Origin of the sequence: Stenotrophomonas sp. CFBP8980 (assembly GCF_034046095.1) — a bacterium.
Classification (GTDB): Bacteria; Pseudomonadota; Gammaproteobacteria; order Xanthomonadales; family Xanthomonadaceae; genus Stenotrophomonas; species Stenotrophomonas lacuserhaii.
The window spans coordinates 83,841-107,977 of the sequence record NZ_JAXCXF010000009.1; the positions used below are offsets into that span (position 1 = coordinate 83,841).

Sequence of the window (24,137 nt, forward strand, 5' to 3'; positions counted from 1 at the left end):
TTCAACGGGGACGGAACAGGTAATGGGCCACCAGCCACTGCTGGCCCTTTTCATAACCGAACAGTTCGGCGCAGGCCATCCAGAACATCCGCCAGCGCTGGAACCACAGCGCAGCGGCGGCATCACCGTAGGTCTGCCGCAGCACCAGCATCACCGCGTCGCGCTGGCTGTCCTGGTTCCGCAGCCAATGGTTAGCGGTGCGCTGGTAGTGCGTGCCATCCAGCAACCAGCGCTGCTGCAGCTGCAGGTCGTGCTGGAAGTGCAGCAGCGTATCCGCTGCCGGCATCAGGCCACCGGTGAAGAAGTGCCGCCCCATCCAGTTGTCCTCGCCCTCGGTTTCAAAGGGATACATCGCGGTGCGATGCACGAAGATATGCACGAACAACGCCCCATCACTGCGCAGCCAGCCGGCGATCCGGCCCAGCAGGCAGTCGTAGTTGCGCATGTGTTCGAACATCTCGATGGACACCGCGCGGTCAAAGGAGTTAGCGGGCAGGTCCAGCTGGTTGACGTCGCGGGTCAGCACCTGCACGTTGCGCAGCCCGCGTGCCTGGCACTGCGCCTCGATGTGCGCACGTTGCCCTTGCGAATTCGACACCGCGGTGATGCGTGCGTGTGGATAGCGTTCGGCCATCCACAACGTCAGCGATCCCCAGCCACAGCCGAGTTCCAGGATGTCCTGTCCATCGGCCAGCCCGGCACGCTCCGCATACAGTTCCAGCATCGCCTCTTCGGCCTGGTCGAGCGTCTCCGTGCCGGTGCGGTAGTAGCAGCTGCTGTATTTCAGCCGCTTGCCCAGGCACGCTTCGAAGAACGCTGCCGGTACCTCGTAGTGCTGGCGGTTGGCCGCATCCACGTGCAGGGCCAACGGGCTGCCCGCCAGTTCGGCGATGCGCTCTGAAAAGCGCATTGCCTGGCCTTCGGTGCCGCCTTCGAACTCTTCGCGCAGGCGTTGCGCGCACTGGCGGCGGATACCGTAACGCAGCAGCGCGTCCGGCAGCAGCCCGCGTTCGGCCAGGCCGGTCAGCCCTGCCGCATGGTCCGGCAGCGGCAGGCTCTGGATTTGGGTGCTCATCGGGGCAGCTCCTTGGAGTGTGCGGATTTCCTGGGGAACCAGGGAAAGATCATCGAGGTGCTGCGCTGGTACTCGCGGTAGTCCTCGCCGCGGCTGCGCAGGGCCTGTTTTTCAGTGAACGGCACGCCGCTCAGCCAGCGCAGGAACACATACATGACCACCGGGCCGGCGCAGGCCAGCCACCACAGCGGGGAACCCACGGCCAGCAGCACATAGGTGAACCAGTGCAGCCATTCGAAGAAGTAGTTGGGATGCCGCGAATAGCGCCACAGGCCCTCGCGGCAGGTGCGGCCCTTGTTCGCCGGGTCGGCGCGGAAGCGTGCCAGCTGGCGGTCGGCCAGGCTCTCCCCACCCACGCTCAGCAACCACATCGCCACCGCTGCCAGCACCCAGCCGATGCCATCGCCGCGCGGGTTCTGCGCCACCGCGATGAACGGCAGGGCGAACAGCACCACCAGCAGCGCCTGCGCCTGGAAGAAGCCGAAGATCTTTCCCTGATGGCCCTGCCAGTGATCGCGCAGGTAGCGGTAGCGACCGTCCTCTTCTTCGCTGCGCACGCGCCGCCACAGGTGCAGCGCCAGACGGGCTCCCCACAGCCCGCCCAGCGTGCCCAGCGCCAGCCGCGGCAGCAGCGCGCCGTCGCCCAGCAGGGCCAGCAGCAGCGCCGCGGCGGCCACGCTCTTGGCCCACAACACATCCACAACGCCGATGTTCTGGTGCCGGCGTTGCCACCACCAGCCCCAGCACATCACCACGGCGGCATACAGCCACACCCACCACAACAGCTTCATCGTGTTTCTCCTGTTTCCATGGGGTCGGCGCGGCGTGCCGGCTGCCAGCGCCGCGCGCAGGTGGCCAGCAGCGGCAGCGCGAGCGCCCAGCCGATGCCCAGCAAGGCGATGCCCTGCCAGGCCGGCGTGGCGAAACTCACCGAAGAAAATCCCCGCGCGGCCGAGACATAGGCCAGGGGGGCCAGCAGCAGGCCGACCAGCACGGCCAGCCGCCACCGGCGCTGCAGGGCAGCGAAAGAGACGGTCAGGGTCATCGCGAACGATGCCCACAACGCAAGGATCCAGACCGGCGCCAGCCCGCGTTCGGCGTTGCCTGCGGCATACACCACCTGTCCGGAAGCACCGGCCACGCCGTCCACCACCAGCCCGCAACCGATCGCCAAGGCGATCAGCTTCAGGTCCACCACCGGGTGCGGGGACAGCAGCAGCTGGCTCAGCACATAGGCCGCCGCCGCCAGCAGCCCCGGCCAGTACAGCCCGCGTCCGGCACCGGCCACCGCGCAGAACCACACCAGCTGGTTGCCGATCAGGTTGCCCCAGAAGTGCATGTCAGTGGGCTCCAGCCAGCGACGCGGGACGGTAGCCCGGTCGCGCCAGCAACAGCTGCGACACACCGATCGAGCGCTCCAGGAAGCCGCCCTCGCAGTACGCGAGATAGAACTCCCACAGGCGGATGAAGTCTTCATCGAAGCCTTGCGCACGCACCGCCGGCAGCTGGGCAAGGAAGCGCTCGCGCCAGGCGCGCAGTGTCAGTGCGTAGGACTGTCCGAAGTCCATCTGGCCGATCAGCTGCAGGTCGCTGCTGCGGGTCTTGGCCGCCAGCATGGCGTTCAGCGAGGGGATGAAACTGCCGGGAAACACGAAGCGCTTGATGTAGTCCACGCTGCGCCGCGCCTGCTGGTAGCGCTCGTCTTCGATGGTGATCGCCTGCAGCAGCGCCAATCCTTCCGGCTTCAGCAGGCGGGTCAGCGTGGCGAAATAGATCTGCAGGTACTGCGCGCCGATCGCTTCGATCATCTCGATGGACGCCAGCTTGTCGTACTGGCCATCCAGGTCGCGATAGTCCTTCAGCAGCAGGGTCACCCGATCGTGCAGCCCCGCTGCCTCGATGCGCTGGCTGGCCAGCGCGTGCTGCTCCACCGATATGGTGGTGGTGGTGACACGGCAGCCGATGTGGCGTGCCGCGTACAGCGCGAACCCGCCCCAACCGGTACCGATTTCCAGTACGTGGTCGGTGGGCTTGAGCTGCAGCTGTTCGCAGATGCGCGCGAGCTTGCGCTGCGATGCCGCATCCAGCGTATCGCCGTCTTCGAACACCGCCGAGGAATACATCAGGTCCTTGGAAAGGAACAGCGAGAAGAACGGATTGCCCAGGTCGTAGTGCGCGGCGATGTTGCGTCGGCTGCCTTCACGGGTGTTGCGGCGCAGCTGTGCCCAGGCTTTCAGCGCCCAGCCACCGATCCGCGCCGGGCCGCGTTCCACGCCGTCGAGCAGCTCGCGGTTGCGCACCAGCAGCTGCACCAGCGCCACCAGGTCGTCGCAGCGCCAGTGGCCACGGATGTAGCTTTCGCCGGCGCCGACGCTGCCCTGGGTCGCCACCGCGCGATAGAACGCCGGGTCATCGATGGTCACCGTCACCAGCGGGCCGCTGCCCTGCGCGCCGAGCACCACCTCGCCCAGTGCGTCGCGGACCCGCAGGCGGCCGTCACGCAGCGCGCCCAGCTTGGCCAGCAGCTGGCGGCGCAGGAAAGCATCCAGGCGCCCGGGCCGTGGCAGGGCCATGCAGTGGCTCATGTCGTTCATTGGTTTTTTCCAGCAAGCGAAGGATGGTCGTGGACCGGATTGCGTTTCAGCCACAGGCGCATCGCCTGCCAATGGATCGCGCCGACCACCTGCAGGGTCATCAGCGGGTGGCGGGCGAGCACCATGGCCAGCCCGCGGCCGTCCAGCGCGCGGCGCTGCATCGACTGGGTCGCATCGAACTGGCGCCGGCCGTCGCGCCATACCTGCATGTGCACGCGCAGGTCGTCGCCGGGCACGGTGAAGCGCCAGTCGTAACCGCAGTCCATCTGCATGAACGGCGAAACATGGAACTGTTTGTCGAAACGCCAGCGCAGCGCGCGGCCACGCGCTTGCGCATCAGCGACCGGCAACACGTAGGCATGGCGTTCCTTCCATGGCGTGTTGGTGATCTCTGCGACGATGCACTCCAGTGTTTCGTCAACCGCATGGCAGTAGTAGAAGCTGACCGGATTGAACACATGGCCAGCGTGGCGCAGGTGGGCGAGCAGGCGTACCGGACCCAGCGGACGGTGGCCAAGCGCGCCCTGCGCGCGGTCGCGCACGGCCTCGGCCAGCGGTTGGTCGGGATCACCCAGGTAATCGCTGCGGCGGAACTCGACCAGGTTGCGGCGACCCACCGACCACAGCCAACGCCGGTCGAACACGCGGTCCACGTCGTCCAGGTCCAACAACAGCTGCGCGATCGGATAACGGAAGGCGTGCGCGTGCGGCAGGTGCCTGCGGTGCACGACCTCGCCACGATAGATCGCACTGGCGCTCACGCGGTGGTTTCCTCGTGACGTGGCCAATGCCTTTGCACGCTCACGGCGTGCAGCGCATCCACCACGCGCCGCGCACTGCGGATGCCATCTTCATGGAAACCCCAGCCCCAATACGCACCGGCGAACCAGGTATGTCGGCGTCCCTGCACCTCATGCCAGCGCCGCTGCGCACGGACCATGGCGTGGTCGTGCACCGGGTGCGCGTAACGCAGGCGACGCAGCACCTTGGACGGGTCGATCGCCTCACTACGGTTGAGCGTCACCAGCAGCGGGGTGGGCGTGTCCAGGCCCTGCAGCAGGTTCATGCAATAGGTCACCGTACAGGCCTGGGCCGGATCGCGCGGCACGTGCGCGTTCCAGGCCGCCCACGCCGCGCGGTTGCGTGGCAACAGACTGGCATCGGTATGCAGCACGACCTCGTTGGGCTGGTAGCGGATGGCACCGAGCACGCTGCGTTCCAGCATATCCGGATCCTGCAGCAGCCACAGTGCCTGGTCACTGTGGCAGGCCATCACCACGTGGTCGAAGCCTTCCGCGCCCGCTGCGGTGTGCACCAGCACGCCATCGGCCAGCCGTTCCACCGCCAGCACCGGGCACTCCAGCCGCTCGCGCACGTGCCAGCGTTGACGCAGCGCGTCCACGTAACGCGCCGATCCGCCCTGCACCACCCGCCATTGCGGGCGGCCCGTCAGCTGGAGCATCTGGTGGTTGGCCATGAACTGCACCAGGTAGCGCGCCGGGAAGTCGCGCACGCGGGTGGCCGGCGAGGACCAAAGGGCCGATGCCATCGGCAGCAGGTGCTCTTCGATGAAGGCCTCGCCGTAATGATGGTCGTTGAGGTACTGGCCCAGCGTCGGCCCGGCCTCATCGCCCTGCAACAGGGCCGGCGCCTCGCGGTAGAAGCGCCGCAGGTCCGCCAGCATCCCCCAGAACCGCGGCGACAGCAGGTTGCGGCGCTGGCAGAACAGCCCATTCAACGAGGTGGCGTTGTACTCCACCCCGCTGCGTTCGCTGCGCGCGGAGAAACTCATCGTGGTCGGCTGCGAGGCGACACCGAGCTCGTCGAACAGCCCGCTCAGCAGCGGATAGTGCTGCGGGTTGAAGACGATGAAGCCGGTGTCCACCGATACTGCGCCGCCATCCACCTGCAGCGCGTGGGTGTGGGTGTGTCCACCGAGGTAATCGTTGGCCTCGAACAGGGTGACCTCGTGCTGCGGGTCCAGCCACCATGCGCTGGCCAGTCCGGCAATGCCCGAACCAATGACGGCGATGCGCATGTCAGTCCTTTGCCTTGGCCAGCACCCAAGCCGGCACTGGCTTGAGCCCGTGCACCAGCCGCAGCGACTGCATCAGCCGCAGGCCGTACCAGGTGATGTCCACTTCCCACCAGCGGAAGCCCTGGCGCGCGGTACCCGGGAAGAAGTGATGGTTGTTGTGCCAGCCTTCGCCGAAGGTGAGCAGGGCCAGCCACAGGTTGTTGCGGCTGTCATCGCCGGTGTCATAGCGCTGCCGGCCGAAACGGTGGGCCAGGGAATTGATGGTGACCGTGGCATGGAACAGCACCACGGTGGAGACGAAGAAGCCCCAGACCAGCATCTGCGGGCCGCTGGTATCCAGCGACGGTGCCACGTGCTGCAACAACGCGCCCAGTCCATACAACGCCACGGCCAGCGCGACCGGCACCAGCGTGTCGAAACGGTCCAGCCAGCGCAGTTCCGGGAAGCGGGCCAGGTCGGGGATCCGCGCCCAGTCGGTGCGGAACCCTTCGCGGGTCAGGAACCAGCCCATGTGGCTCCACCAGAACCCGTGTTCCCGCGGCGAATGCGGGTCCAGCGGCTGGTCCGCATGGCGATGGTGGCTGCGGTGGTGCGCAGCCCACCACAACGGCCCGCGCTGCACGCTGGACGCGCCGATGGCCGCGAACAGGAACTGCACCGGACGCGAAGTCTGGAAGGTCCGATGGGAGAAGTACCGGTGGTAGAAGCCGGTGATGGCGAACATCCGCACCGCGTACAGCAGCGCGGCCACGGCCACCGCCACCCACGACACACCCACCCATATCACCGCCACGCAGGCCAGGTGCAGGCCCACGAACGGCAGCGCGCGCAGCCAGTCGATGCGCTTGCCATCGGCTTCGGCGGCGTCGGCAGCGCTGGGTTCCCTGGCGGCGGTGTCGAACCAGCGCAACAGGGTGGACCAGCGCCGCGGGCGGGGCGGCGGTACTGCGGGTGTGGCCGACATCGTGCATCCCTCCTGGATCTACTGACAGGAGATACGGAGCCAGCGGCCCCGTGGATGCAGCTTCCGGAAAATAAATTCTCCGGACCGTTACAGGTTGGCGATGTCTCCCTTGGCGACCACCGGACCACTGGGCGCCGGATGCGGCGCGCCCGCCGACGGTTCCAGGGTGATCGCCAGTACCGAACCGTTGACCAGCGCCGAACGCAGCGCGGCCGGTACGTCCACGGTGTGGGCGCGGTCGTTGGAGACCAGGCCCAGCGACACCGGCGCGCCGCCGGCCGGGATCACCCACAACTCGGGCGCGCGGCCCTGGGCATCCGGCGCGGACGGCACCGGCACCATCAGCACCTTGCCCAGGGTGGCATCGACCGAGGCCAGCCAGCCGGCACGGCCATCGTCATGCAGCAGCGGGGTAACCGGGCGCGTCGCCTGCTCCGGCTCGGCCGCCGGGGTCGGTGCCGGGGTAACGGCCACCGGGGTGGGTACGGGGGCATCCGGTGCCGGACGGGTGAACACCGCGACCAGCGCCAGCGCGGCAGCCAGTGCGGTGGCACCCTGCCAGAAGCCGGTACGCTGCCACGGACGCGCGTTCGGGGCGGCGTCGAAGGTCGCCCAGCCCAGTTCGCGACGCACGCGCAGCCACACATGGGCCGGCACCGGGGCGCTGCCCACTTCTTCCAGCAGCGGCGCCAGTCGTTGTTCCCATTGATCGACCAGCCGCGCGAAACCCGCGTCGGAACTGATGCGCTGCTCGGCCTCGCGGCGTTGGGCGGCGTCGAGCACGCCCAGCACGTACTCAGCGGCCTGCTGGTCGGCGCTCGGCGGCTGCCCGTCTTCGTGGTGGAGGTCGCGGATGTTCATGGTTCCAGGCACACCCGAAGCTGGGCCAGGCCACGGCGGATCCAGCCTTTCACCGTACCCAGCGGAGTGGCAAGGCGGCGCGCCAGTTCATCGTGGCTGGCGCCGTCAAGGAAGGCGGCGCGGATCAGGCTGCGCCGGCGCGGTTCCAGCGCCTGCATGCAATCCTGCAGCCGCGCGTCTTCATCATTGCGTTCGGCCAGCTGGGCCGGCTGCAGGTCACCATCGGGCAGTTCCTCTGCGATGGACACATCGTCGAGCGCCCGCGGCGGTGCAGCGCGCAGGCGGTCGATGGACCGGTTGCGCGCCAGCATCGACAGCCAGGTCATCGCCGAAGCCTTGCCGGGATCGAAGCGCGAGGCTTTGTGCCAGACGGTCACGAAGACCTCCTGCAGCACGTCTTCGGCTTCGCCACGGTCACGCAGCAGGCGCAGGCAGATCGCGAAAATTCGTCCCCCGGCTTGCTGGTACAGCGCTTCAAAGGCATCGCGATCCTGCGTCGCCACCTGTTCGAGCAGGGCGTCGAATCGGCGCGCGTCGGCACCGTCGGGGGCGTCCGGCTGGGGCATTGCAGGCTCCGCGTGGTACAGGGGCAGACCTGCATCCTCCTTGCTCGGCGCGCGTACCGCAAGTCCATCATCGCGTGCATGACGCCACCAGGGCTTGGGTGCGTGCGGCGGCAAGCTCTCCTTCGCTGAAGGGCTGCGGCGCGCCGGGGAAGCGGACGCGCACCTGCGGCCAGCTGCCTCCGGCATCGCGCACGTTGCCGGTGCCTTCGAACTGCAGCAGCCGCCGATCGGCACGCGCATAGACCAGATTGACCGCCGGCACCGCGAAGCCGAACCAGGCATCCAGCTGCATCTGCAGCTGTTCAGCCGGCTGGCCCTGCCAGGCCACCGCTCCGACCCGGCGCAGCTTCACCGGCACCCAACGCTGGCGGCTGGTGAGCAGGAACGGCAAGGCCACCGTATCGCCCTGCAGCAGCGCGGACCAGTGCGCACGCACGGCCGCATCGAATCCCGCGTCGATCACTCCGCCGCGAGGCATCTCCAGGGTCTTGGCTGCGTCGGCTGCACCGCTGGCGGCGCGGATGCTGACCCGGCGCTGCGTGCCCTGGGCCTGCACGGCCTCGCGGCGTCCATCGCGGCCATCGATGAACTCGAAATCCGGCGCCTGCGCATTGGCGGCGGCCGGCATCCATTTGCGCGCGAACGGGCGCCCGTCATTGCAGCGGTACAGCACCAGCCGCGCCTGCTGCGCGCCCACGTCCTGCAGGTAATGGGTTTCGCGGTACAGCGCGCGGCCCCCCGTCGGCGCCAGCGCCTCGCCTTCCACGCGCAGCACCGCGGCACCGGCAGGCGAAGCAGCGGCGGCAAGCAACAGCAGGCAGGGCAGCAAAAGGGAGCGCATGGCAGGGTCCGCAGGGGGCTCATGGAAAGATACGCAGCGGGCGGCGCATTGGATGCAGTGCGCCGCCAGCCCCTTGACCGATCCCGCGCTTGGGCCTACCTTGTGCTCGCCGAAGGTATCCATCGCTTCATGCGAATGAAAGGATGGATTTAAACGGGAATCCGGTGACCGTGCCCCGTGCACGCATTCCGGAGCTGCCCCGCAGCGGTGAATGGAAACGACCTCCGCCAATAGCACTGGGCCACGGCCCGGGAAGCGGCGGACACTAGGTGGGCGGCAACGCCCGTGTCCAACAGCCCGAATACCGGCCCCGGCCGGAGGACCTGAGCGTCCTTCGATTCGACCTGGAATCTCCGCGGGGAGGTTGCCCAGCCCATGCCGTCCCGTCACCAGCGGGACGCGTCGGCACGTGCGCCTGTCCACGGCATCCGGTTCGCCCGCGGGGGCGAAGGTCGCTGGCAGGAGGCACGTGGGCCGGAAACGGCGCGCGGCGCCCTGCAGTTCCTTCGTTCCTCAATGCCGACATGCAATGAGGACACGCTGCAATGACCACCGTTACCAACCTGGGTTTTCCCCGCATCGGCGCCAAGCGCGAATTGAAGCGGGCCCTTGAACGCCACTGGAGTGGCGAGGATGACATCGCCACCCTGCAGGCCAGCGCCGCCGCGCTGCGTGCACGGCACTGGAGGCTGCAGATCGAGGCCGGCGTGGACGTGCCGCCGAGCAATGATTTCAGCCTGTACGACCAAGTGCTGGATACCGCCTTCCTGTTCGATGCGCTTCCTGCACGTTACCGACAGTTGGCCGCTGGCGAGCCGCTGGCCGCCTACTTCGCGATGGCCCGCGGCCTGCAGCGCGATGGCATCGACCTGCATGCGCTGGAGATGACCAAGTGGTTCGACACCAACTACCACTATCTGGTGCCGGAACTGCAGGCCGGGCACGCGTTCGCGCTGCGCGGTGACAAGCCGCTGGCCGAATTCCGCGAAGCCAAGGCGCTGGGCATCCACACCCGCCCGGTGCTGCTGGGGCCGGTGAGCTTCCTGCTGCTGTCCAAGACCACCGATGGTTCGGCCGCGCTGGACCTGCTGGATGCGCTGCTGCCGTGCTACGTGGACCTGCTGGCCCAGCTGGAAGTGGCCGGCGCGGACTGGGTGCAGCTGGACGAGCCACTGCTGGTACAGGATCTGGACGCGGCCGCCCGCGCCGCATTCGAACGCGCCTATGCCGTGCTGGGCGCGAAGGCGGCTGCACGACCGAAGCTCCTGCTGGCCACTTACTTCGGCGCGCTGGATGACAACCTCGGTCTTGCCGCCAGCCTGCCGGTGGACGGCCTGCACGTGGACCTGGTGCGCGCGCCGGAACAGCTGGACGCCGTGCTGCAGGCGCTGCCCGCCGGCCGCGTGCTGTCGGCCGGGCTGGTCAACGGCCGCAACATCTGGCGCACCCAGTTGGACAATGCGCTGATCCTGGCGCGCTACGCGCAGACCGATCGCGGTGCGGACCTGCTGTGGCTGGCCCCGTCGTGTTCGCTGCTGCATTCGCCGGTGGACCTTACGCTGGAAAAGAAACTGGACGGGGAACTGCGCAGCTGGCTGGCGTTCTCACGGCAGAAGCTGGAAGAACTGCGCGTGCTGGCCGATGCGTTGGACGGCAAGCCGTCCGCGGACGCCGGGCTGGGCGCCAATCGCGAGGCGCTGGAGGCCCGCCGCCGCTCGCCGCGCGTGCACAACCCGGCCGTCGCCGCGCGCCTGGCCAGCCTGTCCGCCGCCGATGCCCGGCGCCATGGCAGCTATCCGCAGCGCCGCCTGGCGCAGCACGCCGCGCTGCAGTTGCCGCTGCTGCCCACCACCACGATCGGCTCGTTCCCGCAGACCCTGGACGTGCGCGAAGCACGCGCCCGGCACAAGTCCGGCAAGCTGTCGCTGGCCGACTACGAGGCCTTCCTGGAGCAGCAGACCGCGCACTGCGTCCGGGTGCAGGAAGAGCTGGGACTGGACGTGCTGGTGCACGGTGAGTTCGAGCGCAACGACATGGTGGAATACTTCGGCGAGCAGCTGGAAGGCTTCGCTTTCACCGGCAGCGGCTGGGTGCAGAGCTACGGCTCGCGCTGCGTGAAACCGCCGGTGATCTTCGGCGATGTCAGCCGTCCGCAGCCGATGACCGTGCGCTGGTCGCAGTATGCCCGGTCGCTCACCCGCAAGCCGATGAAGGGCATGCTGACCGGTCCGGTGACGGTGCTGCAGTGGTCGTTCGTGCGCGACGACCAGGAACGCGACGCCACCTGCCGGCAGATCGCGCTGGCACTGCGCGATGAAGTGAATGATCTGGAGGCGGCGGGCATCGGCGTGATCCAGGTCGACGAGCCGGCGATCCGCGAAGGGCTGCCGCTGCGCCGCGCGCAATGGCGCAGCTACCTGGACTGGGCGGTGGAATCGTTCCGGATCAGCACCAGCGGGGTGCGCGATGCCACGCAGATCCACACCCACATGTGCTACTCGGAGTTCAACGACATCATCCACTCGGTGGCGGCGATGGATGCCGATGTGATCTCGATCGAGACCTCGCGTTCTCGGATGGAGCTGCTGGATGCCTTCGTGCGCTTCAACTATCCCAACGAGATCGGGCCGGGCGTGTATGACATCCACTCCCCGCGCGTGCCGGACAAGGCGGAGATGGTGGACCTGCTGCGCAAGGCACTGGCGGTGCTGAAGCCGCAACAGCTGTGGGTTAACCCGGATTGCGGCCTGAAGACCCGCGGCTGGCCGGAGACCCGCGCGGCGCTGGAAGCACTGGTGGCCGCGGCGGCCGAACTGCGCGCCGAGCACGCCGAGGCCAGCGTCGCCTGACAAAGAAGGTGGGGTAGAGCCGACTTCAGTCGGCTGGGCATTCCGCACGGTGGTGGCTGGCAGCCGACTGAAGTCGGCTCTACCTCTTCGGTTCCGCCCTTTCGGCTCTACCCCTTCGGCCCTACCCTGCGGGCTTTCGTGCCGGTACGCTGCGTGCTCCCCTGCACGGATTTTCCCATGATGCCCCTGCCCGCCCACGTGGCCCTGATCGTGGTGGACCTGCAACCGGACTTCATGCCCGGCGGCGCGTTGGCCTGTGCCGATGGCGATGCGCTGGTCGCACCGATCGCCGCGCTGCTGGCCGAGCGCCGCTACCGCACCGTGGTCGCCACCCAGGATTGGCACCCGGTCAACCATGCATCGTTCGCCAGCCACTACGCCGGCCAGCAGCCGTTCGCGCAGATCCAGCTGCACGGCCATCCGCAGACCCTGTGGCCCGACCACTGCGTGCAGGGATCACCCGGCGCCGCGCTGCATCCCGGCGTGGACTGGAATGCCGCTGACCTGGTGCTGCGCAAAGGCACCCGTCCGCGGGTGGATTCGTACAGCGCGTTCCGCGAGAACCACGGCCCGGAAGGGTCGCGCCCGGCAACTGGTCTGGCCGGCTGGTTGCGCGAACGCGGCATCAGCGAAGTACATGTGTGCGGACTGGCGCGCGACTACTGCGTGTTGTGGACCGCACAGGACGCGGCCAGCGCCGGCTTCGCCGTGGGCTTCCACTGGGACCTGACCCGACCGGTCAGCGCCGACAACGACGACGCCACGCGCCAGGCATTGGCAACGGCAGGCATCGCGCTGCTTTGATCACGTTGGGTAGCGCCTGGTAGCGCCGAGCCATGCTCGGCGGATTCCATCCGGCATCGTAATGCCCGCCACACATCGCCCTGCTCTGATCGCGCCGGCGCTACCGGAACACCACCGTACGATGCCCGTTGAGCAGGATGCGATGCTCCACATGCCGGCGCACCGCACGCGCCAACACCTGCGATTCGGTGTCGCTGCCCAGACGCACCAGCTCGCGCGGGGTCATCGCATGATCCACGCGGGCCACGTCCTGTTCGATGATCGGGCCTTCGTCCAGGTCTTCGGTCACATAATGCGCAGTGGCACCGATGATCTTGACCCCGCGTGCGTGCGCCTGGTGATACGGCTGCGCCCCTTTGAAGCTGGGCAGGAAGCTGTGGTGGATGTTGATCGCACGGCCCGCCAGCGCGCGGCACAGCGTCGGCGAGAGGATCTGCATGTAGCGCGCCAGCACCACCAGGTCGATCTTCTCGCGCTCGACCAGATCGATGATCTGGCGTTCCTGCACCTCGCGCGTTTCCGCGCTCACCGGCACGTGATGGAACGGAATGCCGTACGACGCTGCGAGCGGTGAGAAGTCGGCGTGGTTGGAGGCCACCGCGGCGATATCCACCTTCAACTGGCCACTGTGGGCGCGGAACAGCAGGTCGTTGAGGCAGTGGCCCTGCTTGCTGACCAGCACCAGCAGGCGTGCCCGGCGGCGGCCGTCGTGCAGTTGCCAGTCCATGCCGAAGTCGCTTGCCAGCGCCTGCATCGACGCCTGGACCGTATCCAGCGGCAGGCCGGCATCACGGTCGAAATGCACGCGCAGGAAGAAGCGCCCGCTCTCCTCGTCGCCGAACTGCTGGGCGTCGAGGATGTTGCAGCCGTGGTCGTACAACAGGCCGGACACGCGGTAGACGATACCGGTGCGGTCCGGGCAGGACAGCGTGAGGATGGAGTCGGGTCGCATCCGGCCAAGTCTAGGGCAGCCTGCTGCGCTGCGGAATAAATGCTCTCAGATGCAACTGCATCGCCCGGTAGTGACGGCCGCTGGCCGTCGTGCCTCCGCCGTTGGTGGGTGACGACCGTTGGTCGTCATGCTCCTGCCTTCCGCTGCGCTCGCCGAGCATGGCTCGGCGCTACCGATTTCCCCCGGTAGTGACGGCCGCTGGCCGTCATGCCTCTGCCGTTGGTGGGTGACGACCGTTGGTCGTCACGCTTCCGCCTTCCGCTGCGCTCGCCGAGCGTGGCTCGGCGCTACCGATTGCGCTCAGGCGGATGCACCGTCAGTGCCACCAGCCGCAGCACCAGCGGGCGCACCACCAGCACGCAGCAGAACGCCACCGGCATCGCCAGCAGATAGGCCTCCAGCACGCGGCCCAGGTAGGCCTCGTCCACCCCCGCATGCGCGGCAGTGATCACCAGGCACATCAGCATCGCCATGATGCCGGCCATGAAAAAGGCGAAGACATAGGGCGTAGCGCGATGGCCGAACTTCAGCCCGCGGCGGGCCGGCAGTACAGTGGAATCGGTCATGGGTGGTGGTGGGCGTGCAGGAACAGCCTTCCAGCATGCCCGACGCGCCGCGCGGCTGCAGCCCCTGCGCGCTTGGGGCAGTCCGAAGCAGAACTTTGCCCCCGGCCATGGCAGGCTGTGCGGTCATGAACCTGCTCCAGCTCATCCGCACCTTCACCCGCACCGCCGAAGCCGGCAGTATCGCCGGCGCCGCGCGCGCACTCGGCATCAGCGCCACGGCCGTCGGCCAGAACATCAGCCGGCTGGAGGCGCACCTGGGCGTGCGCCTGTTCAACCGCAGCACCCGTTCGCTGTCGCTCAGCGAAGCCGGCGCGCTGTACCTGGCCAAGGTGCAGCACATCGAAGCGGAGCTGGCCGGCGCACAGGCCGCGATCAGCAGCGGCGACATCGAACCGGCAGGCCCGCTGCGCATCGGCTGCAGCCGCGCGTTCGGGCGCCACGTGCTGGCGCCGATGCTGCCCGCGCTGCAGCGCCGGTATCCGCAGTTGCAGCTGGAACTGCGGCTTTCCGACCGCGCCGTGCGCCACGCCGAAGAGTCGGTGGACGTTAGCATCCGCATCGGCGCACAACTGCAGGATGGGCTGGTGGCACGCCCGCTGGCGCGCATCCCGTTCGTGTTCTGCGCCGCACCGTCCTATCTGGAACGGGCGGGCACCCCGACCTCACCGGAGCAGCTGGCGAGTCACCGCGCGCTGCTGTTCCGCTTCCCTGCCGACGGCCGTCCGCTGCGCTGGGGGCTGCTCGGCGAACAGGGCCGTGTCGAGGCGACGATGCAGCCCGGAATGATCTGCGACGACATCGATGCCCTGGCCGAACTGGCCGCGGCCGGCGGCGGCATCACCCGGCTGGCCGCGTTCGTCGCCGAGCCCTATCTGCGTGATGGCCGCCTTCAGGCCGTGCTGGCCGACGACCCAGCGTGGCGACCGGAACCCATGGAAATGTACTTCTGCCTGAGCGACCGGCGCGACTTCACCGCGCGCATCCGCGTGCTGTTCGAGTACCTGCAGGCGGGATTGCCGGTGGCATGGCAGGTGCCGGCGGGATGAGGGTCAACGGGCTGACGGACGACGATGTTCCTGTTCGAAGGAGCTATGAGAAAGATGGCTCGTATGCGTCAGTCCCCATGAACGAGCTCGCCCCAAGCTTCATGAAGGAGCCTCCCATCATCTTTCCAACCCGAGATTGATCGAACCAATTTTCCATCGTGGAGGATATGAAAGACCGGGGTCTCATAGGCATCGAATGGTCCCCATCCTTGCGCGCCCGCCTGAAACACAATGGGAAGTTCCGGGTGCAGTAAATTCCATTCACGCACCGCTGCGTCGCCGTACCAGCCTGCTTCACGCTGCACAACCATTCTTAGCCGACTGCGCAGATCATCCCAGCGTTTCTGGTTTGCTATCGCTGCCGAAGCACGGCGGGAGAACCCGCAAAGAGGATGCACCATTGCTACCAGCTGCCATCCTTGGCGGCTTTCCCATTGAGTCCACTGAAGGTTGCCGTTCGAAACCGGTACAAGGACCCCTTGCTGAGACATTTTCTTACCCAGTATCCGGGGCAGCGTTCGCTTGAAGGGCATGAGGTGGCTAGCCAATGCATCAGCCTCCTCGAAGTGACGCGTGGCAATAAGGATATCCCTCAGCGCACCGTCACCCTTCTTTGTGCCCATGTCTTTGGCCTTCAGTGCGGAATGCAGGCATCGCACTCGAGCCAACCACTCTTCATTGGCGGTGTATCTAGCGATGTGAACGCTCGCCATATAGATTTCTTTCAGAACCGATGTATCTATACGTGCGCATTCATCGCTAAAAGCCTCAGGAGCGACCTCACTGTCATAGGCTCTGAGCATCGCGCTCAGTCGCTCCTTGGGCTCAAGGCCTAACCGTTCCTGCTCAATACCCGCGATGCGCTGGTCCAGGGGCAGCATTGACTCGCCAATGCCTGCGATAAGAAAAGCACCCCAAAGACCAGCTGACATCAGCGGATTCATTTCAGCATCCGCCCATGCAAATTTTGTGGCTACTGATTGAGCAGGTTGAACTACCAGTGCACTCGTATCCGGGATGGTCAAGGAACAACGATGGACTTAAGGAATGCATCACTCGTTCATCATCCGCCGTCCTGATTTCAAGGTCGGGAAGCAGCCTGAGCGTACGCTGTGCGCCGAACAGTGCTAACAGGCGGTATGCCTGGGTGGCTGTCAGCTCCGCTTGCACGTCTGCATAGCTGTAGCTGACCAGACCTGCGTGGTTGAACTTCAATGACGATACAAACCGAGCCCTGGCTTCGTCTGAAAGGTCAAGCAACGGTGACGTGGCGGGCATATCTACGAGATAATCCTGCAATTGTACTTCGCTATGAATGGGCGCGAACCGTTGCTCAATGGTGCCCGTGATCTCCGCCGGATTAGATGCATTTGCCATCAGCGCGAATGATGTGGCGGCAACGGTTATCAAAGTGATGAGTACATTTCTACGAATCATGCCCATACCCTTTCGATAGGTCTGCACGTTGGTGTGCGGAGTAAACATGAAGGATCTGGCGCGTTCGAATTCAGCTCTGAGTCACGATATGGGGCAATCCTGCTCAAAGCGCCTAAACGATTGATGGTCGTCCCTACTGGTCGCGGTCAGGTGCAGGCTGAGGCCGAAGGTGCGCGTCACCTGCAGCACGGTGGCGAACTGGGTCGGGCGTCGGCCGGTCAGCTCGCGTCGCAGCTGGCGACAGGACACGCCACTTCGCTGTGGGAATCCGCGAACGCCTTGTGCGTGCGCGATGGCCGCCAGCGTGCGGTCGATGATCTGCGCGTCGCCGTCGCTTTCAATGATGCAGGATTACAGCAGCGCGGCAACGGCAGCCGGATGGCGGAAGCGCGAAGCGAGTTCGAGCAGTTCGAAGGTGGTCTTGTGCGCGGTGTTATCTGCGGCATCTGGCGGGCGGGGGTGGATGGCGTGGAATCGGCCTGGGCGTTGTCGAGCACCGGTGACCTCGCAGCGTGGAAGGCCACCTGCGCGGGAGCGCAGGGTGGCGGACGGTGAGGGTAGCAGTGCCGGCCAGATGGTTCCCCATGGACAACAGGTGGATCAAAGATCCCCACGCACCGCCCGCCGTACAAGCGGCAGAACAGTGCATTCTCTGACTCCCTTTTCGGAGCGAACAGAGTGGAAAACATCATCGGGAGTCGGGACTGCTATCCCGGCTGGGGCGACTGGCACCAGCGGGACTATCGTGCGCAGCCGGGGCTGATCGCGTCCATGAGGGAATCTGTGTTTTTCCGGCAGGAGCCAGGGCAAGGGCATGACGGCCAGCGGCCGTCACTACCGGAAGCGTGAGCGTGACGACCAACGGTCGTCGCCTACCAGGAGCCAGGGCACGAGCATGACGGCCAGCGGCCGTCACTACTGGGTCAGCGCGTTTCGAAGACGCCGCGGGCTTCGCGCGGTTCGCAGCGCAGGTACTGCGGGGCCGGCACCACGCTGTCGCCCAGTGCGGCGGCGGCGTGCCACGGCCAGCGCGGGTCGTACAGGATGCCGCGTGCCAGGGCGATGGCATCGGCGTGGTTGTGGCGCAGGATCGACTCGGCTTGGTCGGGCTCGGTGATCAGGCCCACGGCGATCACCGGCATGCGGCCCTTGGCCTTGATCGCCGCAGCGAACGGCACCTGGTAGCCCGGACCGATCTCGATCTTCTGGCGTTCGTCCAGGCCACCGCTGGACACATGCAGGAAGTTGCAGCCGCGCGATTCCAGGATCATCGCCACGGTCTCGGTCTGGGTGATGTCCCAGCCGCCGGCGACCCAGTCACTGGCCGAAATACGCACGCCCACGGCGATCGACGGCGATACCGCCGCACGCACCGCGTCGTACACCTCGATCAGCAGGCGCATGCGGTTCGGCAGCGGGCCACCGTAGCCATCGGTACGCTGGTTGCTCAGCGGCGACAGGAACTGGTGCAGCAGGTAACCATGCGCGGCATGCAGTTCGATCAACTGGATACCCAGGCGCTCAGCACGACGTGCGCTTTCGGCGAAGGCTTCGACGATGCCGGCGATCTCGGCTTCCGTCAGTTCGTGCGGGGCCGGGTTGCCGGCGTGGAACGGGCGCGGCGACGGTGCGACCGGCGTCCAGCCGTTGTCATCATCGGCAGGAATCTGCTTGCCGCCTTCCCACGGACGCGACACCGAGGCCTTGCGACCGGCGTGGCCGAGCTGGATGCCGATCGGCATCGTTGACCAGCGGCGCACCGTCTGCAGCACCTTGTCCAAGGCGGCTTCGGTGGCGTCGTCCCACAGGCCCAGGTCGGCATGGCTGATGCGGCCGCGTGGCTCGACGGCGGTGGCTTCCAGGATCAGCAGTCCGGCGCCGGACTGGGACAGGTTGCCCAGGTGGATGGTGTGCCAATCGGTGGCCTGGCCGTTTTCGGCGGAGTACTGGCACATCGGCGCGATCACGATGCGGTTGGGCAGGGTCAGGGGCCCGAAGGTGACGGGCGACAGCAGCTGGCTCACGTGGGGGATTCGCAGGGGGAAAAAGACAGGGGCTATTGCAGCGCCGATGGGGTTGGAGATCAAGCGCTGTGTTGGAACAGGGTTTTTTGGTGGGCATGAAGAGCGTGACGACCAACGGTCGTCACCCACCACAGTGACTGTCGTCACCCACCACACCGGGGGGTGTCACGATGCTGCCAGCCATGGCGCCAATGCTTCGGCGCAGTCGCGCTCATCCTTGAAGGCGAGCAGTTCATCGGCACGGGTGCGGCCCCGGTTCAGTGCTGCCACCGGCAGCCCGGCCTTGGCCGCGGCCTGCACGAAGCGGAATCCCGAATACACCATCAGCGATGAGCCCACCACCAGCACCGCATCGGCGCGCTGCAGGTGGTCATGCACGGCCGCGACGCGTTCGCGCGGTACGTTCTCACCGAAGAACACCACGTCCGGCTTCAGCAGGCCGCCGCAGTGCAGGCAGTCCGGCACGTGGAAGGCGGAGAAATCGGTCTCCAGGTCGGCGTCACCATCCGGTGCGATGCCCGCTTCCAGCGCGTCCCAGCCGGGATTGGCCGCCATCAGGCGCTGCTGCAGGTCCTCGCGGCTGCTGCGCTGTTCGCAGCCCATGCAGCGCACGCGGTCCAGCCGGCCGTGCAGGTCGATCACGTTGGCACTGCCAGCGCGCTGGTGCAGCACGTCCACGTTCTGGGTCAGCAGCACTTCCAGCTTGCCGCTGGCTTCCAGCGCGGCCAATGCGTGATGGGTGCCGTTGGGCACGGCGTGGCCGAAGCGCGGCCAGCCGACCAAGCTGCGTGCCCAGTAGCGCTGGCGGGTCGCCGGTTCGGCCATGAAGGCCTGGTAGGTCACCGGCGGGGTGCGCTTCCACTGGCCGTCGGCATCGCGGTAATCCGGGATGCCGGAGGCAGTACTGCAACCGGCGCCGGTCAGCACGAACAGGCGGCGGGCGCGCGCGATGAAATCGGTCAGCGGCTGGCTCATACCCGCTCAGATGGGGGCAGCCCGGCCACCGTGCAAGCACCGGCTCAGGCGTCCGGCGTGGCCTCGGGCAGCGGCGGGACGGCGGTGGGATGGCCTTCGTCGTCCAGCGCAATCATCACGAAGTGGCCGCGGGTGCACAGCTTTCGCTCGCCGTTGTGCAGGTCCTCGGCGATCAATTCCACCTGCACTTTCATCGAACTGCGGCCAACTTCCACGATACGGCCGATGGTTTCGACCATCTGGCCAATGCGGATCGGCAGCTTGAAATCGACCTGGTCACTGCGCGCGGTGACCACGGTGCGGCGCGAGTAACGCGCGGCGGCCAGGAACGCGGCCTTGTCCATCCATGCCAGCGCCTGGCCACCGAACAGGGTGCCCATGTGGTTGGTGTGGTTGGGGAAGACGATCTCCGCCATGCGCACTTCGATGGGCGGCACGGTTTCGGGCTGGGCGGTCATGGGGGCACCGGCATGAGAAAGGGACGGAGCGATTATGTCGCATCCGTCCCTTTTTCGTGTCGCGCGTTGACGGCCAGCGGCCGTCACTACCCCGCTTCGCTCGCCGAGCATGGCTCGGCGCTACCACGGTGAGGCATTACCCGATCAGAAGGACATGTCGAAGGCGACTTCGCCCTTCACGCCGACCTGGTACGCCGAGGAGCGGCGTTCGAAGAAGTTGGTCAGCTCCTGCACGTCCTGCAGTTCCATGAAGGACAGCGGGTTGCGCACGTTGTACTTCTTCTCCATGCCCAGGCGGTGGAAATGGTTGTCGGCGCAGTGCTGCAGGTACTGGCGCATGTCGCGGGTGGAAATACCCGCCACGCCGCCGGACAGCACGTCTTCGGCGAACTGCACTTCGCACTCGATCGCTTCGGCCAGCATGTCATACACCTGCTGCTTCATCGCATCGTCGAACAGGTCCGGCTCTTCTTCGCGGATCACGTCCACGCACTCGAAGGCGAACTCCATGTGCGCGCTTTCATCGCGGAACACCCAGTTGGTACCCGATGCCAGGCCGTTGAGCAGGCCACGCGAACGGAAGTAGTACACGTAGGCGAACGCGGCGAAGAAGAACAGGCCTTCGATGCAGGCAGCGAAGCAGATCTGGTTGAGCAGGAACTGGCGACGCTGGTCGCGCGTTTCGATCCGGCGCAGGTCCTGGATGGAATCGATCCACTTGAAGCAGAAGTCGGCCTTCTTCTTGATCGAGTCGATGTTCTCCACCGCGGCGAAGGCTTTGACGCGCTCATCCGGATCCGGCAGGTAGTTGTCCAGCAGGGTCAGGTAGAACTGCACGTGCAGCGCTTCTTCATACAGCTGGCGCGACAGGTACATGCGCGCTTCGGGCGCATTGAGGTGCTGGTACAGGTTCAGCACCAGGTTGTTGGACACGATCGAATCGCCGGTGGCGAAGAACGCGACCAGGCGGTGGATCAGATGGCGGTCGGCCGGCGACATCTTCGAATGCAGGTCGCTGATGTCGATCTGGAAGTTGATCTCTTCCACCGTCCAGGTGTTCTTGATCGCGTTCCGGTACATCTCGTAGAACTGCGAGTAGCGCATCGGACGCAGGGTCAGTTCGAAACCTGGGTCGAGCAGCATCTGGGTGGGTTTATCAGCCATGGTGATTCCTGGTTTACGGGTGAAAACGCCGGGCAGGGCCCGGCGCTACAACGTTGCGGCGTATTACTGGCACGCCTCGCAGCTTTCCGGATTTTCCAGCGAGCAGGCGATGGCATCGACCGGATCGACGGCGGCCACGTGGCTGCTGACGGTGGTCTTGGCGATCTTGGTGGCCGGACGCGAACGCAGGTAGTAGGTGGTCTTGATGCCCTGCTTCCAGGCGTACATGTACATGGACGACATCGCGCCGATGTTCGGGCTTTCCATGAACAGGTTGAGCGAGGCGGACTGGTCGATGAAGGCGCCACGATCGGCGGCCATGTCGATCAGCGAACGCATCGGCAGTTCCCACGCAGTGCGGTACACGTGGCGCAGCGTTTCCGGGATCTGGGCGATGCCCTGGATGGAACCGTCGGCCAGCTTGATCGCATCGCGCATTTCCGGCGTCCAATGGCCCAGCTTCTTCAGCTCGGTCACCAGGTAGCGGTTGATCTGCAGGAAGTCGCCGGACAGGGTCTCACGCTTGAACAGGTTGGACACCTGCGGCTCCACGCACTCGTAGCAGCCGGCGATGGAGGCGATGGTGGCGGTCGGGGCGATCGCGATCATCAGCGAGTTGCGCAGGCCGTGTTCCTTGATGCGCTCACGCAGGGCGTCCCAACGCGCGGTGTCTTCCGGCACCACGTTCCAGGCATCGAACTGCAGCTCGCCGCTGGCCGCACGGGTGTCGGCGAAGGACGGATGCTTGCCGCGTTCCTGGGCCAGTTCGACCGAGGTTTCCAGTGCATGGAAGTAGATGCTTTCAGCGATCTTCTTCGACAGCGCGCGGGCTTCGGCACTGTCGAAGGCCAGGCGCTTGCGGAAGAACACGTCCTGCAGGCCCATGCAGCCCAGGCCGACCGGACGCCAGCGCAGGTTGCCGCGGCGTGCAGATTCGATCGGGTAGAAGTTCAGGTCGATCACGCGGTCCAGCTGGCGGATCGCCAGGCGCACGGTGTCGGCCAGCTTGTCGAAATCAAACTCGCCGTGGGCGTCGAAATGGTTGCCCAGGTTGATCGAGCCCAGGTTGCACACCGCGGTCTCTTCGGCCGAGGTGACTTCCAGGATTTCGGTGCACAGGTTGGACAGGTGGATCACGTTGCCCGGACGCAGGGTCTGGTTGCTGGCGCGGTTGCACTTGTCCTTGAAGGTCATCCAGCCGTTGCCGGTCTCGGCCAGGGTGCGCATCATCCGCGAGTACAGCTTGCGTGCGGAGATGGTGCGGTTGGCCTTGCCCTGCGCTTCGGCCTGCAGGTACGCCGCTTCGAAGGCGTCGCCGAACAGATCGGTGAACTCGGGGACCACGCGCGGATCGAACAGCGACCATTCCTGGTCGGCCTCGACGCGCTTCATGAACAGGTCCGGGATCCAGTTGGCCAGGTTCAGGTTGTGCGCACGACGCGATTCGTCGCCGGTGTTGTCACGCAACTCGAGGAAGTCCTCGATGTCGGCGTGCCAGCTTTCCAGGTACACACAGGCCGCGCCCTTGCGCTTGCCGCCCTGGTTCACCGCGGCAACCGAGGAGTCCATGGTCTTCAGCCACGGCACGATGCCGTTGGAATGGCCGTTGGTGGATTTGATCAGCGAGCCACGCGAACGCACGCGGGTGTAGCTGACGCCGATGCCGCCGCTGAACTTGGACAGCTGGGCGATGTCGCCGTACTTGGAATAGATGGATTCCAGCGAATCCTGCGGTGAATCCAGCAGGAAGCACGAGGACAGCTGCTCGTGGGTGGTGCCCGAGTTGAACAGCGTCGGCGAGGACGGCAGGTAATCCAGGTTGCCCATGCGCTTGTACAGCGCCAGGGTCTCGGCCACGTCTTCGCTCAGCGCGCTGGCGATGCGCAGGAAGAACTGCTGCGGGGTCTCGATCACCTTGCGGGTGTGCGGATGGCGCAGCAGGTAGCGGTCGTACAGGGTACGCAGGCCGAAGTAATCGAAGTTCAGGTCCAGCGTCGGATCGATCGCATCGTTGAGCTTGCGCGCGTTGATCTGCACGAAGCCCAGCAGGCGGTCGTTGATCAGGCCCACTTCGTGGCCACGGCCGACCGACTGGGAGAACGCGTGGATCTCCTGGTTGGACACTTCCTTGGCGATGAAGTTGGCCAGCAGGCGCGCGGCCAGGCGGCCGTACTCGGGCTCTTCACCGATCAGCAGGGCGGAGGTGCGGATGGACAGCTCGTCCAGCTCCTGCGTGGTGGCACCGTTGTACAGGCCGGAAATGGTGCGGGTGGCCACGCGCATCGGATCGACCGAATGCAGGCCTTCCGAGGAACGCTGCACCGCGCGGACGATCTTGTTCAGGTCCACCAGCTCGGTCGTACCGTTGCGCTTGGTCACACTCATGGTGTTGGCAGTCGGCGGCGACGTAAGCAGGAACTCGCTTTCCTTGTCGATGGTGGCACTGTTTTCGGTGGTCACGGCGGTGGTCCTCTGGGCGTGAGATGGGATGCACGGCGCGCCTGGGCAGGCACGTTCCGGTGCGGATCAATCCAAGGATGAAAGAGAGGTGTCGCATACGGCGCGACAGCGACGGAAAGCCCGCACACCGCACCCTGCAAAACCTGTCATCCGATCAGAGATCACGCAGCCAGCGCCGCACATGTGCACATGCGGCTGTCGGCAAGACGGAAAGGCTCCCGAAAGTACCGTTGCGGGGCAGTGCCGGAGTCCCTGCATGCAGGGGTCCAGGCTTCCCGTCCGTGCCCTCGACTTGTGGTCGAAGACACCGACGGCCACAAGATAGTGGGGGTAAGAGGGTCCGTCAACGCCAAATGTAGGGATTTCTCCTAATCCCTTGTGGCGCAAGGACCAGCGGTTTCGGGCCCGCCCCGCAGGGGCGCTACCCGCCAGAAACGGGTGCGCAGTCAAGGCCGAAGAGCAC

The 24,137-nt window shown here is 66.3% G+C and carries 23 protein-coding genes and 1 riboswitch; of the genes, 4 read left to right on the plus strand and 19 right to left on the minus strand.

Annotated features, from left to right (window positions below):
• Nucleotide 1: 1 nt before the first annotated feature.
• The 10 genes from SOM47_RS16490 to SOM47_RS16535 all read right to left on the minus strand — a co-directional run bounded on the left by SOM47_RS16490 (nt 2) and on the right by SOM47_RS16535 (nt 8,939).
• Nucleotides 2-1,075, minus strand: a complete 1,074-nt coding sequence (locus SOM47_RS16490; protein ID WP_320506180.1) for an SAM-dependent methyltransferase — start codon at nt 1,073-1,075, stop codon at nt 2-4.
• Nucleotides 1,072-1,866, minus strand: a complete 795-nt coding sequence (locus SOM47_RS16495; protein ID WP_320506181.1) for a DUF1295 domain-containing protein — start codon at nt 1,864-1,866, stop codon at nt 1,072-1,074. Before SOM47_RS16495 ends, SOM47_RS16490 begins: the two co-directional genes overlap by 4 nt.
• Nucleotides 1,863-2,414 carry a DUF2878 domain-containing protein gene (locus SOM47_RS16500; protein ID WP_320506182.1) on the minus strand — a complete coding sequence of 184 codons (552 nt, stop codon included), beginning with the start codon at nt 2,412-2,414 and terminating at the stop codon, nt 1,863-1,865. The genes SOM47_RS16495 and SOM47_RS16500 overlap by 4 nt, the downstream gene beginning before the upstream one ends.
• A gap of 1 nt (nt 2,415) precedes the next feature.
• Entirely contained in the window at nt 2,416-3,669 is a 1,254-nt protein-coding gene (locus SOM47_RS16505; protein ID WP_320506183.1) for a class I SAM-dependent methyltransferase, read from the minus strand.
• Nucleotides 3,666-4,430, minus strand: a complete 765-nt coding sequence (locus SOM47_RS16510; protein ID WP_320506184.1) for a DUF1365 domain-containing protein — start codon at nt 4,428-4,430, stop codon at nt 3,666-3,668. Before SOM47_RS16510 ends, SOM47_RS16505 begins: the two co-directional genes overlap by 4 nt.
• Nucleotides 4,427-5,707 carry an NAD(P)/FAD-dependent oxidoreductase gene (locus SOM47_RS16515; RefSeq protein ID WP_320506185.1) on the minus strand — a complete coding sequence of 427 codons (1,281 nt, stop codon included), beginning with the start codon at nt 5,705-5,707 and terminating at the stop codon, nt 4,427-4,429. The genes SOM47_RS16510 and SOM47_RS16515 overlap by 4 nt, the downstream gene beginning before the upstream one ends.
• Nucleotide 5,708: 1 nt before the next feature.
• Nucleotides 5,709-6,671, minus strand: a complete 963-nt coding sequence (locus SOM47_RS16520; protein WP_320506186.1) for an acyl-CoA desaturase — start codon at nt 6,669-6,671, stop codon at nt 5,709-5,711.
• A gap of 87 nt (nt 6,672-6,758) precedes the next feature.
• The gene (locus SOM47_RS16525) at nt 6,759-7,532 is read right to left on the minus strand and encodes an anti-sigma factor (protein ID WP_320506187.1); all 774 of its coding nucleotides are present in this window, start codon (nt 7,530-7,532) and stop codon (nt 6,759-6,761) included.
• Nucleotides 7,529-8,098: a sigma-70 family RNA polymerase sigma factor gene (locus SOM47_RS16530; protein WP_320506188.1), complete on the minus strand. Its 570-nt coding sequence runs from the start codon at nt 8,096-8,098 to the stop codon at nt 7,529-7,531. The genes SOM47_RS16525 and SOM47_RS16530 overlap by 4 nt, the downstream gene beginning before the upstream one ends.
• A gap of 67 nt (nt 8,099-8,165) precedes the next feature.
• Nucleotides 8,166-8,939, minus strand: coding sequence for a hypothetical protein (locus SOM47_RS16535; RefSeq protein WP_320506189.1), 774 nt, complete (start codon nt 8,937-8,939; stop codon nt 8,166-8,168).
• A gap of 95 nt (nt 8,940-9,034) precedes the next feature.
• Nucleotides 9,035-9,266: riboswitch (cobalamin riboswitch) on the plus strand.
• A 218-nt stretch (nt 9,267-9,484) separates the two neighbouring features.
• On the opposite strand from SOM47_RS16535, the gene metE reads away from it, so the two are divergent.
• Nucleotides 9,485-11,788: a 5-methyltetrahydropteroyltriglutamate--homocysteine S-methyltransferase gene (gene metE / locus SOM47_RS16540; protein ID WP_320506190.1), complete on the plus strand. Its 2,304-nt coding sequence runs from the start codon at nt 9,485-9,487 to the stop codon at nt 11,786-11,788.
• Between the two features lie 177 nt (nt 11,789-11,965).
• Nucleotides 11,966-12,592, plus strand: coding sequence for a bifunctional nicotinamidase/pyrazinamidase (gene pncA / locus SOM47_RS16545; RefSeq protein WP_320506191.1), 627 nt, complete (start codon nt 11,966-11,968; stop codon nt 12,590-12,592).
• Between the two features lie 100 nt (nt 12,593-12,692).
• Here pncA and purU read toward each other — a convergent pair whose 3' ends face one another.
• Both purU and SOM47_RS16555 read right to left on the minus strand, forming a co-directional pair.
• The gene (gene purU / locus SOM47_RS16550) at nt 12,693-13,544 is read right to left on the minus strand and encodes a formyltetrahydrofolate deformylase (protein WP_320506192.1); all 852 of its coding nucleotides are present in this window, start codon (nt 13,542-13,544) and stop codon (nt 12,693-12,695) included.
• 287 nt (nt 13,545-13,831) lie between these two features.
• Nucleotides 13,832-14,110 carry a DUF2798 domain-containing protein gene (locus tag SOM47_RS16555; protein ID WP_042613722.1) on the minus strand — a complete coding sequence of 93 codons (279 nt, stop codon included), beginning with the start codon at nt 14,108-14,110 and terminating at the stop codon, nt 13,832-13,834.
• 125 nt (nt 14,111-14,235) lie between these two features.
• Between SOM47_RS16555 and SOM47_RS16560 the strand changes: the two genes are divergently transcribed.
• Nucleotides 14,236-15,156 (plus strand): LysR family transcriptional regulator, encoded by a 921-nt coding sequence (locus SOM47_RS16560; RefSeq protein WP_320506193.1) that lies wholly within the window; start codon nt 14,236-14,238, stop codon nt 15,154-15,156.
• 68 nt (nt 15,157-15,224) lie between these two features.
• Here SOM47_RS16560 and SOM47_RS16565 read toward each other — a convergent pair whose 3' ends face one another.
• Nucleotides 15,225-16,100 carry a hypothetical protein gene (locus tag SOM47_RS16565; protein ID WP_192084712.1) on the minus strand — a complete coding sequence of 292 codons (876 nt, stop codon included), beginning with the start codon at nt 16,098-16,100 and terminating at the stop codon, nt 15,225-15,227.
• Nucleotide 16,101: 1 nt separating this feature from the next.
• Nucleotides 16,102-16,641, minus strand: coding sequence for a hypothetical protein (locus SOM47_RS16570; RefSeq protein ID WP_320506194.1), 540 nt, complete (start codon nt 16,639-16,641; stop codon nt 16,102-16,104).
• 75 nt (nt 16,642-16,716) lie between these two features.
• On the opposite strand from SOM47_RS16570, the gene SOM47_RS16575 reads away from it, so the two are divergent.
• On the plus strand, nt 16,717-17,148 hold the full coding sequence (locus SOM47_RS16575; protein ID WP_152620630.1) for a hypothetical protein: 432 nt from the start codon (nt 16,717-16,719) through the stop codon (nt 17,146-17,148).
• Nucleotides 17,149-17,516: 368 nt separating this feature from the next.
• On the opposite strand, the gene SOM47_RS16580 is transcribed toward SOM47_RS16575, so the two are convergent.
• From SOM47_RS16580 to SOM47_RS16600, 5 genes are all read right to left on the minus strand, one after another.
• Nucleotides 17,517-18,617 (minus strand): NADH:flavin oxidoreductase/NADH oxidase, encoded by a 1,101-nt coding sequence (locus SOM47_RS16580; RefSeq protein ID WP_080335134.1) that lies wholly within the window; start codon nt 18,615-18,617, stop codon nt 17,517-17,519.
• A gap of 165 nt (nt 18,618-18,782) precedes the next feature.
• Entirely contained in the window at nt 18,783-19,592 is an 810-nt protein-coding gene (locus SOM47_RS16585) for an NAD-dependent protein deacetylase (protein ID WP_320506195.1), read from the minus strand.
• Between the two features lie 44 nt (nt 19,593-19,636).
• Complete coding sequence (locus tag SOM47_RS16590; protein WP_192084716.1) at nt 19,637-20,050, minus strand: acyl-CoA thioesterase; 414 nt, start codon at nt 20,048-20,050, stop codon at nt 19,637-19,639.
• 144 nt (nt 20,051-20,194) lie between these two features.
• Nucleotides 20,195-21,214, minus strand: a complete 1,020-nt coding sequence (locus tag SOM47_RS16595) for a ribonucleotide-diphosphate reductase subunit beta (RefSeq protein ID WP_042613716.1) — start codon at nt 21,212-21,214, stop codon at nt 20,195-20,197.
• A 63-nt stretch (nt 21,215-21,277) separates the two neighbouring features.
• Nucleotides 21,278-23,674 carry a ribonucleoside-diphosphate reductase subunit alpha gene (locus SOM47_RS16600; protein ID WP_042613715.1) on the minus strand — a complete coding sequence of 799 codons (2,397 nt, stop codon included), beginning with the start codon at nt 23,672-23,674 and terminating at the stop codon, nt 21,278-21,280.
• Nucleotides 23,675-24,137 lie beyond the last annotated feature (463 nt).